The organism is Paenibacillus sp. J5, assembly GCF_054955055.1.
Map to the genome: position 1 here is coordinate 356,659 of NZ_JBUEDD010000006.1, position 15,929 is coordinate 372,587.

Here is a 15,929-nt window from a genome sequence, read left to right on the forward strand (position 1 = left end):
ATGCTCGTCAAACCCGTCCGCATAATCGTCCAAGTTCCCTCATAGACATGTTATCAGCCTGTTAAAACATTGTGCCAAAGGGGATGATCTTCATGCGTCGCATCAAATGGATCGCAGTTGCTATCGTTATTGTATCGCTGCTGCTGGCCGGCTGCGGAACGAAGGATGCTGAATCGGTAGTCAAGGACTTGGGAAAAGTGGTAAGCGATCTGCAGAGCTACAAAGGAACAGGGACAATGAAGCTGCTGACCGGACAGCAGCCATTGGAATATCAGGTTGAGGTATGGTATCAGAAGCCTGAATTTTACCGAATTGCATTGAAGAACAAGGAGAAGGACATCTCGCAAATTGTGCTGCGCAACGATGACGGCGTCTTCGTCCTTACCCCGCACCTGAACAAAAGCTTCCGCTTCCAGAGCGATTGGCCGAAAAATCAAGGCCAGGTCTATCTGTACCAGACGCTGGTGCAGAGCATTCTGCTGGATAACTCCAGGCAGTTCACGATGGAAAATGAGTCCTATGTATTCGATGTGATGGCCAATTACCAGAATGGTGCGCTTGCCCGGCAAAAAATATGGCTGAGCAAATCAGATTATCGCCCGGATCACGTGCAGGTGAGCGATGCCAACGGCACCGTCGTCGTCGAGGTGACGTTCGATTCCTTTGAATTTGGAACGAGCTTCGAGGACAATGCCTTTGATATGAACAAAAATATGGAGGCGGCCACTCGCGAGTATGAGGATAGCAAGGGACAGCAAGGGCAAGCCACGCTCGAGCCACAGGAGGGAGGCGAGCAGCCAGATGGAGTGAAGCCGGAGGATGGCGCAGCGAGCGATAGCGAGGGCGCTCTGACGCCGGATGAGGTGCAGCAGCCGCAGCCCGAGCAGCAAGGCGGCGAGGAGGGAGCCGGGGAGCAGGCGAGCAGCGGCGAAGCGTCGGCTGGAGCGGACGAACTGGTGCTGATGGAGCCGACCTATCTGCCGGAAGGGGTAGCGCTCAAGGATATGGATGACATCGTCTACGGCGGCAACAATGGCGTCATGCTGCGCTATAGCGGCACCTACGACTATACCCTTATCCAGACGCATCCCAAGGATAAAGCAACGGCATTGGTACCCAGCTCGACCATCGATCTTGGCTTTACGATCGGCTTTGTTACTGGGGAGGAGCAGCGTACACTGACCTGGATCTCGGAGGGGATGGAGTACCGCCTGACGAGCGCCAATCTGCCGGATTCAGAGATGGTCAAGGTTGCCCAATCTGTCCAATTGATGGAGAAATAACCTGCGCCGGGCGCGTTTAGGCGTGTCCCATGGAAGCCGAATCCAAAGACCCCAATACGTACCTGAGCGATCCTTCCGCTGGTTCATTGACAGTCCTTGTCGAACCGTATAACATAAAGTCTACATGGGTTTGTCGGAAGAGAAGGTGAAGGATGTTGATGAGTTACTATCGACCGACCCGGGCGGAGATTTCATTGGACGCGCTTGCTCGCAATCTGGCTGCTTTTCGCAAGGCCTTGCCGGATGGGACGCGGCTGATGGCCTCGGTTAAGGCTAACGCTTATGGTCATGGCGCAGTGGAGATTTCCAGAGAAGCCGTGCGGTGTGGAGTCGATTATTTGGGCGTTGCATTTTTGGATGAGGCAATAAGTCTGCGCCAGGCGGGTATTACAGCGCCGATCCTTGTACTGGGCTATGTTCCGGTGCAGGCATTGGAGCTGGCGCGGGAGCAGGAGATTACGATTGCACTGTTTCGCGAGGATGTGCTGCAGGCTGCGGCCAGGCTGCCATCCTCGCGCAAGCGCTTGAAGGTGCACATTAAGATTGATACGGGCATGGGGCGCCTTGGCCTCATGCCGCATGAGCCGTGGCCGTCCTTTCTGGAGCAGGCGCTGAATGCGCCTGGCCTGGAGGTGGAGGGGCTGTTTACGCATTTTGCGAGTGCAGACGAGGCGGATAAGAGCTACGCAGCGCTGCAGCATGAGCGATTCACACAGATCACCGATTACATTGCTTCTCGCGGCTGGAGCATCCCGATCATGCACACAGGCAACAGTGCTGCCGGGATTGATCTGCCTGCCTGGACCGGTGGCATGCTGCGGCTGGGCATTGGCATGTATGGGTTGTATCCGTCTGAGGAGGTGCACCAGCAGAAGGTGCGGCTCGAGCCCGTCATGTCGTTGCGCTCGGAGGTCGTCATGGTCAAGCAGGTTCCCCCAGGCTGGGGCATCAGCTACGGCACGCGTTATATCGCTGCTGCTAGCGAACAGATTGGCACGGTGCCGATCGGCTATGCAGATGGCTACAGCCGGATGCTGACTGGCAAGGCACAGGTGCTGGTGCGTGGCCGCAGAGTGCCTGTGCGCGGGACGATCTGCATGGATCAACTGATGATTGCATTGGATGAGGCGATGGATGCCGGAGAGCCTGCTGTACAGGCGGGCGAGGAGGTTGTGCTGTTCGGCACCCAGGGCGATGGATGCATTACGGTTGAAGAGGTGGCGGATCAGCTAGGAACGATTAATTATGAGGTGACGTGCATGCTGGCTGCGCGCGTGCCGCGTGTCTACGTGCGCAGCGGGCAGACGGTAGCCGTGTATAATGCGGCGCTGATATAGCGCTGCGGCTTACTTCGGAGCACTGAGCGGAGTTGCCGTCTTGCAATGACTGCCTGGTCGGATTTACCTTTTAAATTTTTGCTCTTGAGAAAAGGATTTTCTGTCTCGAGGACGAACTATTAGATCAGGGGAATTCCGGTTGAACGTTGGATCGTCCATCATATTGTCATACTATTGTGCATAGATATGTTTCAACTATAAGAACCAAAGTCGGCGACAGCCGTTTTGAAAATCATCTATACTACAGGTTGCTTCTGTTAGCTGCTAAACTGTCTGTTGTTGCGGGTAATTGGGATGGATATACAAGAGGATGTATAATTCGGGTCATTTAGCGAAATACTGGGAATAGGTCTTTCGGAAATGTTTTGGGGGTGCGAGTTGGTGGCCAATATGCAGAACACCAAAAGAATCATGATTAGCTTGCCGGATCACTTGCTACAGGAAGTGGACGGAATTGTGGCAAGAGAAAATTCGAATCGAAGCGAGTTTATCCGGCAGGCCATGAGGCTGTATTTGATTGAGCGTAAAAAGCGGCAGATCAGGGAATCGATGCAGCGGGGTTATCTGGAGATGGCAAAAATCAACTTGAATATGGCCTCGGAAGCCTTTCAAGCGGAGGAAGATGCCGACAGCACGCTCGGCCGTCTTGTAAGCGGGGTGTAGAGCTTGATCGTAAAACGAGGCGATGTGTTTTTTGCTGACTTGTCACCGGTGGTTGGCTCGGAGCAGGGAGGAGTGCGTCCTGTTCTTGTGATACAAAATGATATCGGCAATCGATTCAGCCCCACTGTGATCGTTGCGGCCATCACGGCGCAAATTCAGAAGGCCAAACTCCCGACACATGTGGAGATTGATGCGGCTACACATGAATTTGACCGAGATTCGGTCATCTTGCTGGAGCAGATCAGAACGATCGACAAGCAAAGATTAACAGACAAAATTACGCATCTGGATGATGAGACGATGCGTAAGGTCGATGAAGCGCTGCAGATCAGTGTTGGCCTTATCGACTTTTAGCCTATCGTTTCTCATCGTTACCTTATCGGATAAGCAAAGAGCAGTCCTGCCTCGGCAGGACTGCTCTTTGCTCGTCATATAGAAGAATGTACAAGTGCTGCTCGTGCTTCTAATCTCGCTGGGGCGCGGAGATTTCGCTTATGAGTCTGAGCCCTGCTCCTGGGGGCGTGCCCATATCCCGCTCTTGCAACGACAGCAGACGGCGCAGGATATGTATGCTCAGGCTGTAGCCGAAGAAGAATTCGCTTGCCCGCGAGTGGCAATGGGCCTACTTTACTCTGCTGGAGTATAGTCCGCCGGTATGGGCATCAAGCAGACGGGCTTCTCTGCCTGTTAGGGCGCAGACGGCCCGATAGACGAGCTTATATATGGGTTGCTTCTGCTCATTGTAACTGTGCTCCCATTGCAGCTCCAGCTTAATGGCGTCGACAAAACGTTCTACCGCCTCCTGCGCGGCAAATGCGGGCTGCGTGTCCAGTGTTGCCAGTTGTTCAGGGTTAAGCTGGCAGCCCATATAGTGCTCTATAGAGCCTGTGGAGCGGTGCACGGTGATAGAGATGTATTCCCCCCAGACGGGCATGCCCTGCACAGCGACTGCGAATTGGAAGTGCTCCTGCGCTTCTGAGCTGTGCTCCTCTGCACGTAGCAATCGCAGGTAAGGGAGCAGGCCCGGCGAGAAGCAACGAATGGCATCTAAGGCGCGTTGCAGACACTCGTTGCGGTTCAGAGCGTAAGCAGTGTCTTGGGCAGGCGTAGTGAAGCGCATAAATTCGAGTAATCTGCCTGTAGGCTTGTGGAATTTGGCCTTGACCGTCTCCGCCGTTCGCTGCTCGAAGAGCGCATCGAGCGTCCGCTCTGCCTTCGAGAGATGCAAGTCTCGCCGCTGCCACACTACGCCTTGCACCTCGTCACTCAGGTCAAGGCTGCGCACACGAGCGAAGTTGTCCTCGTCAACGCCCAGCCATTCCTCTGGCGTCCGCAGCAGCAACGCTGCTTCCTTCTCCGCTGTCCAGGCTTCCATCTCAAATGACTCATATTGCTCTGCCGTGGATTCCACAGGATGCTGCTCCATCATAGTGCCTTCCTCTGACTCCTCTGCTGCAGGGAAGAACAGACAGGCAGGCATAGGCGCATACACAAGGTGGAGCAGGTCGTCACCATCGTTGTATACCGATTCATGCAATAGCTGGAGCTGCAGGCTGACTTGCAACTGGCGGCGCAGCTTAGCCAGCAGCAACGCTGCGGGCCGAATCTGCGTTGGGATGGGCGGAGGCTCCACGAGGCCATAGTATTTAAAATCTGTAACCCGTCCGCACTCACGCACTATGATGAAGCAGCCGGAACGCGGGAGCGGCAGGCCCATCGCGGTGAGGCAGCAAGTATATCGCACGCCGCCAGGAATGATTCTCTCTTCCCGATAGGGGAAGAGCGCCAGCGCACCCGGATGATGCTGCTCCACAAATGATTCTGCAAGCTGCCATAGCTGCTCTTTGGTCATTAGGGACGGCGCCTCGTCTGCCTCCTCCGCCAGCGAGTACTCCAGCACCTTGCCTTGCTCAGATAAGGTGACGGAGATGCTGTTGTGTTCATTGCCTGCCATGTTCCAGACGAATAAAGCTTCGTTGTCCTGCCCGGACCGGGTCGGCAATAATTGTTCAATGACAAGCTCATAGTCCTCAGGGATAGGAAACAACTGCTCTGCCTGTGACCTGAGGTGCTGAAGCTGTGCCGGAGGCTGCTGCTCCACTATATTCTCTTGTATATTCTTCGATTTTTCCTCGGTGTGATCTGTAGCGTTCGTCTGTTTGCTCAAGGCTGAAGCCTCCTTGTTGCTGTTATTAGAGTTAACGCCAAAGAGGGAGCTGTTCACGCACTGCATGCCACTGTTGCACTTGCTCCTGCAGCGCCATGATGACCGCGTCGGCCTCGCGAACGGTCAGCGCTGCGCTGCGTGCAGCGGGCATGGCGGCAAGCGCCTGAATCTGCTGCGTCAGCTCCTGCTGGCGCGGCAACAGCGCCAGCAGCTCGCTCAGCAGCTCATCCAGGCTTCCCGCGGCGGGCTGCGCTTGTGCCGCCGCGCCTGCGCCAGCAGCGGCTGCCGCGCTTGCAGCTGCCGGGCGCTGCCCGCTGCTTGCGGCGTCGCCCGCCAGGCTGCTGGCGCTATCTGCGGCCGCGGGCTGCGCGCCAGGCGTCGCCGCCTGCGCCGCTGCGCCGCCTGCTTCCGCCGCTGCGCCTGCGCCCGCGGCACGTGCTGCCGCTGCGCCTGCGCCTGCGCCCGCGCCTTGCGCTGCCGTGGCGTCACCGCCCCCGGCCGCCCGCGCCGCAGCCTTGGCGGCCTCTGCAGCCTCGGCGGCTGCCGCAGCTTTGGCCGCCTGCGCCGCCTCGGCCTGCGCCGCCCTGCGCGCCGCTTCCTCGGCCTGCTCGCGCTGCACCCTGGCGCGCTCCTTGCGGTTCTGCTCGTAGACGGACCATGTCTCGATGAGGCCATCGCCATTTTTGAGCAGCAGCTTCTCCTTGGTGCTGTCAGAGATCGAGCTGTCCTTGAACAGCTTGGCGATCTTCTTCACATCGCTTACAGGGAGCGCATCGCGCGCAGTAATAAGCGCTAGTGGATCGCGATGCTCCATCGGCAGATCTTTGAGCGGGAGCAGTTGCTCCTCCGTCAGCATATTGCGCCGAATTTCCGTGCCGCTCACGATCAGCTTTTTGACACTGCGGCCGAATTTGAGCAGCTCGCATTTGTTTTTGATATAGCTCTCCGGCTTGCCGAGCTTCGATGATACCAGCTTGAGCGAGCTGCGAAACCGTCCGTCATGCATCAGCTTGTGGAACGCCTCGGCCTCCTCGATCGGGGAGAAGCCCTCGCGCGTCAGGTTTTCCGCGACTTGCTCCAGATAGATGTCCATCTCGTCGACGGCATCAGAGATGATGCACGGTATGGTTGCCTTGCCCAGCAACTGGCTTGCCTTATAGCGGCGGTTGCCATAGATGATCTTATACCTGCCGTCTGCTGTCGGTCTGACCTTGATAGGGGATAGAAGACCCAGCTCTGAGATACTGCGCATCAGCTCCTCCATCGCCTCCGGCTGAAATTGGTACCGGGGCTGATCCTTGTCCTCATCGATCAGCGCCAGTTCAATATTGACTACATTCATTTCCATTCTCCTTCGACGTGCTCATACTATAAAGTGCAATGAAACTATTATATAATAGCTTCCAAGTAAAAAGTAACCGCACAGAGCCAGGGACGCCAATAAGGCGGGAGAGGCCACATATAGACAAAGCACGCCCCACCGCGGGAGCGTGCTTTGTCTATTGGCGGTTCAGTATAGCCTATACAGCCATGCACCGCTGGATATATCGAAATTGAGGGTGCTGCTAGAGAGACTGCCAGAGCCGTCCTATGCTGCTGTCTGCTTCTGGAGCTGCCGTGCTAGCTGTGCGTTCAGTTCTTTGTGGACAGGCAGCAAGGCATGAAGGGCTTCACGAATCTTGCCTGCGTCCTGCGAGGCAATGGCATCATGAAACTGACGGAACACCTGCTTGTGAGCAAGGAGCGGATTGTTCTCCGGGTGCGGCTTATGATTCGGATCGTGCGACCGGTGATGCTTCTGCGCGGCGAGCTGCTGGCGCAGCCGTGCGCCCTCTGCCAGAACAGACTCCCATTGCTGCTTGGACTGCGGCGCGTATTTCTCTACCAGCAGGCGAATATAGTTCTCGTAATGAACGCCTGACGCCCGGATGCCCTTCACTCCTCCACCCTGTTGGCTCAGGACGGTCTGCGTCTTGTGGCTGCTTTCTTGTTCCTGTGCATGGGTAATGGGTGGGAAGAGCAGAATAGTCAGGAGCAGAGCAGCCAGGAGCAGCGGGGATAGCCAGCGTTGTGAGTGATCGGCAAATATATGGTGCATTTCTTCATGTCCTCCTTTATCTGTAACGCTAACGCTAGTATGTCCACTTGAGTGGAAATTATTAGCTGTATGTAGAGTAGGTGCAGGATGAATATCATCTATTGACAACGAATAAAAGTGTCCACTATACTTAAACATGTATTTTAAACAATTATTTAAAACAATTATTTAAAACAATTGTTTGATTGGAGTTAAGAAGGGGCAATCAAATTAGGAAGGCTTCTATCCATGGCATGCACAGTGAAAGGGTGTTGAGAAATGACAGGCGCATTGCAAGCATTTTTGAAGAGGCCCACGACAATCGTAGGCATTGTAACTGCTGTTATGTTTCAGCTAATATTTTCGGTCATCTGGATGACAGGCTACAGCGGGGTGGCGGAACGGATCGACCGGTTCCATATTAGCATTATCAACGAGGATGAAGGGCAGGCGGGCCTCGTGATGGCGAGCCAGCTTGAGGAGTCGCTTCCGGTGCAGATCGACGAAGCGGCATCGCTTGAGCAAGCGAAGCAACTGTTGGATGAACGCAAGCTGCAGATGGTGGTTCGAATTCCAGAGGGCTTCACAGCCTCGCTGGCTTCCCAGGATGCGCCTGCCCAACTGGATTATTATGTGAATGAATCGAATCCGGCCATGGTGAAGAGCATGATGACCGGCATCTCGGCCCAGATCACGGCAGCAGCGAACAAGCAGGCGATCGCGGGCGGCGCGCAGGCACTGCTGGGTAGACTGCATATGCCGGAGCAGGAGGCAGCCAGCGCTGCCAGCCAGTTGTCCGAGCGTGTCGTGTCTAACGTGGAAATCTCGAATCCTGTTCAGGGAACGAATAACCAGATGGTGCCTATGATGATGGTGCTGGCCTCTTATGTGGGCTCGATGATTATGGCGATGAATTTCCAGCAGTCGGCGCTCGCGGTAAGTGGACAGATCGGCAGATGGCACAGATTCGGCGCACGCAGCCTGCTGAATGTGGCAGCGGCGGTTATCGTATCGCTGGTCGGCTCCTCTCTCCTGTACGCACTGGGCGGGCAGATGACACAGGGCTTCCTGGCCGTCTGGAGCTTCCAGTTGCTGTTCGTGCTGTGCTTTATGTTTGTCGCGCAATTATTTATTCTATGGTTAGGTATGGCGGGCATGCTGCTAAATATTATTACGCTGTCCACCCAACTGGTCACCTCGGGCGCGATGATTCCACGCGAGCTGCTCCCGGATTTTTATGGGACATTAGGTCAGTTGCTGCCGGCTACGTATGCTGTGGAAGGCAGCATGGATGTGCTGTTCGGCGGCACTGGGGTTGGCTCTGCCTCGCTTGCTCTGCTGCTCATCTTGGCTGTGTCGGCGCTGCTGAGCGCCGGAGCAGTCGCGATACGGAAAGACCCGGCAACAAGAGGCGCAGCGTCGTCTTGACGAACCAGCAGTTCCCACAGTCTTGGCTTACGCCTGCGTTAATCACCACTCTAATCCGAGACAGGGCAGCAAGACATAGCCTATCGAACAATCCCGCTAAGGATGCGCCTGTCTCCGATCTGGAGCAGGCGTTTTTTCCATAAATAGGGCGACATGCAAGATAAGGCTTGATTTCACGCTGTATACGCTTCATAATTTAGAGTGGTGAAGTGAAAGAGCCCCCTATGGCGGGCGCTGTTTTGATTACGGAAAGGGGGGCTGCTATGCGACACGCTGAAGGGGACAGTAAGCTGCGTATTTTGCAGTCTGCCAAAAAATTATTCGCTATGTATGGCTATGACCGGACAACAGTGCGCCAGATCTGCGAGGAGGCGGGGGTCAACGTTGCGCTGGTCTCCTATCATTTTGGCGGCAAAGAAAAGGTGTTTCAAGCCATGTTCGAGAAGGCTCTTCCCGAGGAAGTCCTGCAGCGCATAGAGGCTGTACGGGGGAATCCGGTGGAATGCATTAAGCTGCTTATTTATGAGGTGTCTGCCTTCAGGCTGGGGGAGCCTGAGCTGCACAATGTTATCCGTCAGGAGATGATGATGGAGTCCGAGCGGATGGGGACGGTCAGAAAGCATACCTTTCCGTTATGGAGTCTGTTGCGCGATTGCTTGGAGGAAGGGAAGCGGCAGCGCTTGTTTCATTTTCAATCCACTGACATGACGTTGATGTCTGTGCTCGGCATCTTGATGTTCGGTCCCAGGAAGCCGGAATTTCAGGCTTTGCTCCAGGAGGAGCCGCATCCCCATGAAGCTTTTGTAGAGCATGCGACGGCATTTATTTTTGGAGGACTTGGTTATAGAGAGGACGAGCAAACTGGACAAGACGGAGATAATCGTCCATGTCGTCCATGAAGGAGGGATTAATCAATGGATGTGCCTGTAGGCGTATGGGTTGCAGCCGGTATTATCACTGCATTTTTGATCTGGGCCACGATCTGGGCAACGAACAAAGCGTATTCCAAAAAATGGGAAGACCCTGAAGGATAAGCTGAGCTGAAGGGTTAAGGAACAAACAGAAGCGGATACATCTCCTGCTAGAGGTGTATCCGCTTTTTTTTGCCATTGCATACATGTTGTTTCTCTTATGACCGAGGTCAATGCCGGTAGGCGCTATTAGACCTTGAAGGCCATCGCGGCCTGAACAGCTTGCTTCCAACCTTGATACAGTCGGGCGTAGCGTTCGCGATCCGCAGACGGCTCGTAGACGCCGCCGGTAGTCCACAGCTTGCAGATTTCCTCCTGATCCTTCCACATGCCGACGGCCAGCCCGGCCAGATAGGCCGCCCCGAGCGCAGTCGTCTCCCGGTTCTCAGGCTTCTCAACCGGAGTGCCGAGCAGATCGCTCTGGAATTGCATAAGCAGACTGTTCTCGATCGCGCCTCCATCCACACGCAGTGTCTGCAGCGTCATGCCCGAGTCCTCCTCCATCACCTTCAGCACATCCTTGGTCTGATAGGCGAGCGCTTCGAGCGTGGCGCGAATCAGATGCTCCTTCTCCGTTGCTCGCGTAAGGCCGAACACGGCGCCCCGCACCTCGCTGTCCCAATAGGGCGTCCCCAGGCCGACGAAGGCCGGAACGACATACACGCCCTCCGTTGATTCGACACGCGCAGCATAGGTCTCGCTATCCTTGGTGGACTTGATCATACGCAGGCCGTCACGCAGCCATTGAACCGCCGACCCGGCTACGAACACACTGCCTTCCAGCGCATAGGTCACCTTGCCGTCGATTCCCCAGGCAATCGTTGTCAGCAGTCCATGCTGGGATGAGACCGGTTTTTCTCCGGTATTCATGAGCATGAAGCAACCGGTTCCATACGTATTTTTGACCATCCCCTGCTCAAAGCAAGTCTGTCCGAATAGCGCTGCCATCTGATCGCCTGCACAGCCTGCGATGGGAACGCTGCTTCCGAAGAAATGGTGCGGAATCGTCGTGCCGTATACTTGGGAAGAGGAATGCACCTGCGGCAGCATGGATGAAGGAATATCCAGCAGTGCAAGCAATTCCTCATCCCAGCGAAGATCATGTATATTGAACAGCATCGTTCTGGAGGCATTGGAGTAGTCGGTGACATGGCAAGCGCCGCCGCTCAGCTTCCAGATCAGCCATGAATCCATCGTGCCCAGCAGCAGGTCTCCCTGCTTCGCCAGCTCGCGCGCACCCTCGACATGATCGAGCAGCCATTTGGCCTTGGTGCCGGAGAAATAAGGATCGATCAGCAGCCCGGTCTTTTGCCGGATCAGCTTCTCGTGACCAGCTTGCTTCAGCTCCTCGCAAATATCTGCGGTTTGTCTGGATTGCCAGACGATAGAGCGATGAATTGGCCTTCCGGTCTGCTTGTTCCAGATGACCGTGGATTCCCGCTGATTCGTCACGCCGATTGCGGCTACTTCCTTGGCGGGGATACCTGATTTGGAGAGTACGGAGGCCATGACGCCAAGCACGGATACCCATATTTCCTCGGCGTCTTGCTCCACCCAACCCGAATGGGGGAAGTAAGAACGAATCTCCTGTCCAGCAGAGGCGACGATCTTGCCGTCCTTGCCGAACAAGATGGCGCGCGTACTCGTTGTGCCTTGATCGATAGATAAAATGTAGCTGCCCATCATACCATCCTTCCATGTTCGATATATCTGAACAAGACTATACCATAAGCACGGACAATAGCAAATGCTTGAGTGAAGGTTCGTGAAGAGAAGGAGCTGAGGTTTTGAATCATACGATCGACATACAAAAAAAGGGTAGACAGACGATGGAAATGCTGGTAATATAAACACAGCAATATATAATGTCTATACTATTCTGCCGCTATGCGAAGAACGCAAGCACGGGTGCTGCCCTGCTGCGTTCTTTTTTGCGTTTTCTGCCTTTATCCCCCTAATATCTGCGTGTGTAGGGTGCTACAGGAGGAAGCGTAGGCTGCTAGCGTGGGGGATTTGCTGAGGAGGCGTAATGAATCGTAGACGAAATATGTGGATTGGAGCTGTTGCTGCCCTGCTGTCGGCACTGCTGGTCTATGCCATGTACCAGTTCCAGGCCAGACAAATGATGATGCAAGAGATGATCGAAGTGCTGGTGCCCTCCCGCTTCATTAGCACAGGGGAACGAATTACGGGCGATATGATTACCGTTGCGGCTATCCCGCGTTCAGGCTATAGCAGCGAGATGTTAACAGACCCGTCGCTGGCGCTGGGGATGGAGACCGCCGTTCCGCTCGGTGCGGGCGAGCCTATTCTGGATTGGAAGATCAGCCCGTACAGGCTGCTTCCGGGGCGTGCTGAGGCCACCTTTCAGATTCCCCGAGACTATGTATTGTCCGTATCCAACGGGATTCGTGCCGGGGACAAGGTGATTCTGTACCTATCGGGCACAGCGTCGGACTCTGTCCGCATGTTCCCCGAATTGGTCACGGTGGCTTCCGTGAAGAGCTCCGGCAACCAGGAGGTAGACGACCCGGCCAACCCGAATGTGCTGTCGATGGCGGCCGGGAACAAGCAGGGGATGTATGCCTCGCGACGGGATGCGAATGCGATGATCGATTCGATCAATCTCAATCTGACGGAGGAGCAGTGGCTGGCGATTGATCGTCTGTGCAAGGAGGGCGAAGCGAAGCTGGTCATTGCCTTCAGCCCGCTGTCCTTCGAGCCGGACAGGAATGCAGAGGGGGAGGTGAATCCATGACAGCGAATCTCGCGCCGCTCATCGGGTTTGTCGGAACAACACCGAATATCGGAACGACCTGCGCAGCATTTGCCGCCGCTTACCGGCTGGCGGAGGAGCATGAGGGAAGGATATTGTATCTGGATCTGAATCTGAAGAGTGCCAAGCTGCACCGCTATCTGGGCATTGACCGTCCGGGAATGACGCTTGACCAGTTGCGTCCTGAGCTGCTGTCGGGCGCCTTGACCCCGGGCAGATTGGCCAGCTCGCTCTATCCGCTTCCGGACAACCCCCGTCTGCATGTGTTATTTGGCAACATGCTGCGGGATCAGGCTGAATATTTTACGCCGCAGGAGGTGGAGCTGCTGCTCGACATAGGGCTTGGCTCATACTCCGCAGTCGTTGCTGACGTGAGTGCGTATTGGGATAACGCGGCGACGATTGCTGTCCTGCGTCGTGCAGGTCTGAGACTACTGACGACAACGCCGGCGCTAGCGAGCTTTCAAGAGGATGGGAAACGTTGGATTTATCAGGTCTCGCCTCTGTTTGGCATCGCGCCAACTGATTATAAAGGGATCATCATATCCCCGCCATGGAGAAATGGAGGATTTCCAGTGAGAGATATACGCAAAGAGATTGGCATTCCTGTAGCGGAGCAGCTTCGCATGAACGAGTCGCTGCTGATGCAGCTTGATAGCGGCAGACTGGAGGAATGGCTGCGTTCAGACAAGCAAGGGCGGCTGGCGATGAAGCCGACAGCCGAGCTGATCAGCCGCACCTACGCGCTGCAGCGCGGGAGCGAGAAGAAGAAGCAGCCTTGGTACCGCAGGCTGGCAGCGCTCCGCAACGGAGCGGAGGTATGACGGGCGCGGCTGCAGGAGGGCGCTTCTCTCCGACAGAATATGCAGCCAAGCTTGGCGCTGAGCAGGTTAGCGACACCCCTTTGCAATCGCGGCTGTCGGTCGGCCCCGAGCAGACCTTTGCCCGACTGGCTGAGGAGGTGCGCGGTTATCTCGCTGCCCCCAGAGGCTCCTCAGAGGAGGAGCGCCGCCAGCATAATGAACGGCTCAACCGTGCTGTACTCGGATTTAAGCAGGAGCGGGAGGAGGTGCTGGCGATGATTACGGATAAGCTCATCCGTGAGCGTATCCATCAGCTTCCAGGCTATCTGCATCCGTATCCGACGCTCGCCGAGGCATTGTTCGCCGAGGTGATCGGGCTGCATGTGCTGGAGCTGGTGCTGCAAAGTCGGGAAGGGCTGGAGGAGATTCAGGTCGTCGGGACGCGCATATTTGAGGTGCGGGACGGCTATGCGGCGCCCTCCGCCTATGCCTTCGACTCGATTATGGATGTACATCGGATTCAGCAAAATCTGGTGCTCTACAATAATGACCGCATTAATCCGCGCAAGCGCTGGGCGGAGGTGATGCTGTCCGACGGCACGCGGGTGACGATGACAGGCTTCGGCTTCACGTCTGAGCCCACGCTTACACTGAGGTTCTACACTGTGCGGCGCTTTGAGCTGAGCAGCCTGTGCCGACCGGAGGTGCAGACGATGAGCGAGCAGGTGCTGGAGGTGATACTGCATATTTTGCAAGCGCGCCTGAACATCGTCATTATTGGGCCGACCAATGCTGGCAAGACGCACCTCATCAAGTCGCTCATTGCGCAGTTGCCGGACGAGGAACGCATCATCACCATTGAAAGCCGTCTGGAGATGCGGCTGCGGCGTGATTTTCCCAGCAAAAACATTGTGGAATACGAGACGGATGAGGACAGCCAGCATAGCGCGGCGCAAGCGTTCAAGCTGGCGCTCCGGCAGTCGCCCCAGCGGATCATTCACGCAGAGATCAGGGATGACGATGCGAATATCTATGTGCGGGCCTGCACTCGCGGGCACTCGGGCAGTATGACGACTGTCCACGCCAACACGTTGGAGGATGTGCCAGAGGCCATCACCGATATGTGCATGCTGGACGGACGGTCGATGAACCCGGAACGGCTAATGAAGCGCATCACCGAATATGTAGCGCAGGTCGGCATCGAGATGCGTCAGCTAGACGGCAAGCGGCGCATTGCCAGAATCGGCAGACTGTATTGGCATAACGGACAGGCGGAGGTTCATGACTGGGTACGCTATGAGCGGGCGTCCGGGAGCTGGACAGTGTCGGGGGAGCTGGCAGCGATGAAGAGCGCGGCCCAGTTGGCACTCGCGGAGCAGACAGGGGACGCATCCTCACGGGTGAAGCCGGAGGAGCTGGAGGCGATGAAGCTGCCAGGACGGGAAGCCCCTAGCTTCCCTGGAGGAGGACGGCCATGAATGCGGCTGTAATTCTTGCCGGGCCGTGGCTGCCCGCTGCACTGCTGTTCATTGCTCTTTGTGCATTGTTGTACCTGTTGTTTCGCAGGATGGCAGATCAGGAGGTTCGGCAGGATCGGCTGACCTACAGGCAGGATGCACGGCTGATCAACAGGCTAGCTAGGTGGCTGGCCCGTTATGAGACGCCTTACCGCCATTTGTCGGATCTGCTAGAATCCATGCGTTGGCCATTGCAGCCAGTGGGCTTCGCAGGTCTGTCTGTGACATTGACGATTGTTGGAGCTGGAAGCGGTGCTGTCTTCTTCCAAAGTGCAAGGGGAATTGTGCTGTTCAGCCTGCTGCTGGGAGCGGCTCCGTATCTGTGGCTGCGCATGTCGCTTGCTCAGCGGCAGCTCAAGACGCAGCTTGATTTTTTGCCGGCGGTGGAGCTGTTCTATCAATGCTACCTGATTACCGGCGAGCGGAACATTCGCAGCGCGCTCCAGCGGACAGTAGAGGAGAAGCGGCTGCTCGGACCGATTCAGTCCGTATTCGAGCAACTGTACCGCAATCTATCCGTCAGAGGAGATGATGAGGCCAGCCTGCGAATCTTTGCGGCCTCGCTTGGGCATGTCTGGGCTGATTATTATGTGCAAATTTTGCGGGTGGCGCTGGCAGAGGGACATGCGGTGACGGACAACCTCAAGGAGCTGATTACGGACATGCGCAAGGCTCGGCGAGCCAATCAGCAGGAGAGGAACCGACTGCTGGAGATTCGGATTGCAAATTTTACACCGATTCTGTTCCTTGCGCTATTCGTCGGCATTAATCTGCATTACAACCCGGAGCAGGCCTACTATTACTATGTGCTCGACCCCAAAGGAAGAGATATGCTGCTGAATGCGGCTGTACTGATTGTAGTGTCCTTCATTATGGGTCTGTATCTATCCCGCAAAAAAATGTAAAG

At 55.8% G+C, this 15,929-nt stretch carries 14 protein-coding genes; 10 read left to right on the forward strand and 4 right to left on the reverse strand.

Going from position 1 to position 15,929, the window contains the following annotated elements:
* Window positions 1–92: 92 nt before the first annotated feature.
* The 4 genes from ACY1JZ_RS13865 (at window position 93) to ACY1JZ_RS13880 (ending at window position 3,637) form a co-directional block, all read left to right on the forward strand.
* Window positions 93–1,283 carry a LolA family protein gene (locus tag ACY1JZ_RS13865; RefSeq protein WP_462629671.1) on the forward strand — a complete coding sequence of 397 codons (1,191 nt, stop codon included), beginning with the start codon at window positions 93–95 and terminating at the stop codon, window positions 1,281–1,283.
* Between the two features lie 155 nt (window positions 1,284–1,438).
* Window positions 1,439–2,620 carry an alanine racemase gene (gene alr / locus ACY1JZ_RS13870; RefSeq protein ID WP_270172629.1) on the forward strand — a complete coding sequence of 394 codons (1,182 nt, stop codon included), beginning with the start codon at window positions 1,439–1,441 and terminating at the stop codon, window positions 2,618–2,620.
* A gap of 381 nt (window positions 2,621–3,001) precedes the next feature.
* A complete protein-coding gene (locus ACY1JZ_RS13875; protein ID WP_028563293.1) occupies window positions 3,002–3,283 on the forward strand; it encodes a CopG family ribbon-helix-helix protein in 282 nt (93 codons plus the stop codon).
* Window positions 3,284–3,286: 3 nt separating this feature from the next.
* A complete protein-coding gene (locus ACY1JZ_RS13880) occupies window positions 3,287–3,637 on the forward strand; it encodes a type II toxin-antitoxin system PemK/MazF family toxin (RefSeq protein ID WP_020618872.1) in 351 nt (116 codons plus the stop codon).
* A 268-nt stretch (window positions 3,638–3,905) separates the two neighbouring features.
* On the opposite strand, the gene ACY1JZ_RS13885 is transcribed toward ACY1JZ_RS13880, so the two are convergent.
* The 3 genes from ACY1JZ_RS13885 to ACY1JZ_RS13895 form a co-directional block, all read right to left on the reverse strand.
* Window positions 3,906–5,450, reverse strand: coding sequence for a YcdB/YcdC domain-containing protein (locus tag ACY1JZ_RS13885; protein WP_462629672.1), 1,545 nt, complete (start codon window positions 5,448–5,450; stop codon window positions 3,906–3,908).
* A 31-nt stretch (window positions 5,451–5,481) separates the two neighbouring features.
* On the reverse strand, window positions 5,482–6,792 hold the full coding sequence (locus ACY1JZ_RS13890) for a ParB/RepB/Spo0J family partition protein (RefSeq protein WP_462629673.1): 1,311 nt from the start codon (window positions 6,790–6,792) through the stop codon (window positions 5,482–5,484).
* Window positions 6,793–7,038: 246 nt separating this feature from the next.
* Window positions 7,039–7,548 (reverse strand): hypothetical protein, encoded by a 510-nt coding sequence (locus ACY1JZ_RS13895; RefSeq protein WP_462629674.1) that lies wholly within the window; start codon window positions 7,546–7,548, stop codon window positions 7,039–7,041.
* Between the two features lie 258 nt (window positions 7,549–7,806).
* On the opposite strand from ACY1JZ_RS13895, the gene ACY1JZ_RS13900 reads away from it, so the two are divergent.
* Window positions 7,807–8,955: a YhgE/Pip domain-containing protein gene (locus ACY1JZ_RS13900; protein ID WP_270165650.1), complete on the forward strand. Its 1,149-nt coding sequence runs from the start codon at window positions 7,807–7,809 to the stop codon at window positions 8,953–8,955.
* Between the two features lie 263 nt (window positions 8,956–9,218).
* Entirely contained in the window at window positions 9,219–9,854 is a 636-nt protein-coding gene (locus ACY1JZ_RS13905) for a TetR family transcriptional regulator (protein ID WP_270165648.1), read from the forward strand.
* 261 nt (window positions 9,855–10,115) lie between these two features.
* Here the strand turns inward: ACY1JZ_RS13905 and glpK are convergent, their stop codons facing one another.
* Complete coding sequence (glpK, locus tag ACY1JZ_RS13910; protein WP_270165646.1) at window positions 10,116–11,609, reverse strand: glycerol kinase GlpK; 1,494 nt, start codon at window positions 11,607–11,609, stop codon at window positions 10,116–10,118.
* Window positions 11,610–11,955: 346 nt separating this feature from the next.
* Between glpK and ACY1JZ_RS13915 the strand changes: the two genes are divergently transcribed.
* From ACY1JZ_RS13915 to ACY1JZ_RS13930, 4 genes are read left to right on the forward strand one after another with little or no spacing between them, the layout of a single operon-like run.
* Window positions 11,956–12,684 (forward strand): SAF domain-containing protein, encoded by a 729-nt coding sequence (locus ACY1JZ_RS13915; RefSeq protein ID WP_270165645.1) that lies wholly within the window; start codon window positions 11,956–11,958, stop codon window positions 12,682–12,684.
* Window positions 12,681–13,526, forward strand: a complete 846-nt coding sequence (locus tag ACY1JZ_RS13920; protein WP_270165644.1) for a CpaE/TadZ family protein — start codon at window positions 12,681–12,683, stop codon at window positions 13,524–13,526. The genes ACY1JZ_RS13915 and ACY1JZ_RS13920 overlap by 4 nt, the downstream gene beginning before the upstream one ends.
* The gene (locus ACY1JZ_RS13925; protein ID WP_270165643.1) at window positions 13,523–14,983 is read left to right on the forward strand and encodes a CpaF/VirB11 family protein; all 1,461 of its coding nucleotides are present in this window, start codon (window positions 13,523–13,525) and stop codon (window positions 14,981–14,983) included. Before ACY1JZ_RS13920 ends, ACY1JZ_RS13925 begins: the two co-directional genes overlap by 4 nt.
* Window positions 14,980–15,927, forward strand: coding sequence for a type II secretion system F family protein (locus ACY1JZ_RS13930; RefSeq protein WP_270165642.1), 948 nt, complete (start codon window positions 14,980–14,982; stop codon window positions 15,925–15,927). Before ACY1JZ_RS13925 ends, ACY1JZ_RS13930 begins: the two co-directional genes overlap by 4 nt.
* Window positions 15,928–15,929 lie beyond the last annotated feature (2 nt).

Coding starts and splice junctions, on each gene's coding strand:
- ACY1JZ_RS13865 (WP_462629671.1), top strand. CDS start 93: ATGCGTCGCATCAAATGGATCGCAGTTGCTATCGTTATTGTATCGCTG.
- ACY1JZ_RS13890 (WP_462629673.1), bottom strand. CDS start 6,792: ATGAATGTAGTCAATATTGAACTGGCGCTGATCGATGAGGACAAGGAT.
- ACY1JZ_RS13895 (WP_462629674.1), bottom strand. CDS start 7,548: ATGCACCATATATTTGCCGATCACTCACAACGCTGGCTATCCCCGCTG.
- ACY1JZ_RS13900 (WP_270165650.1), top strand. CDS start 7,807: ATGACAGGCGCATTGCAAGCATTTTTGAAGAGGCCCACGACAATCGTA.
- ACY1JZ_RS13905 (WP_270165648.1), top strand. CDS start 9,219: ATGCGACACGCTGAAGGGGACAGTAAGCTGCGTATTTTGCAGTCTGCC.
- glpK (WP_270165646.1), bottom strand. CDS start 11,609: ATGGGCAGCTACATTTTATCTATCGATCAAGGCACAACGAGTACGCGC.
- ACY1JZ_RS13915 (WP_270165645.1), top strand. CDS start 11,956: ATGAATCGTAGACGAAATATGTGGATTGGAGCTGTTGCTGCCCTGCTG.
- ACY1JZ_RS13920 (WP_270165644.1), top strand. CDS start 12,681: ATGACAGCGAATCTCGCGCCGCTCATCGGGTTTGTCGGAACAACACCG.
- ACY1JZ_RS13925 (WP_270165643.1), top strand. CDS start 13,523: ATGACGGGCGCGGCTGCAGGAGGGCGCTTCTCTCCGACAGAATATGCA.
- ACY1JZ_RS13930 (WP_270165642.1), top strand. CDS start 14,980: ATGAATGCGGCTGTAATTCTTGCCGGGCCGTGGCTGCCCGCTGCACTG.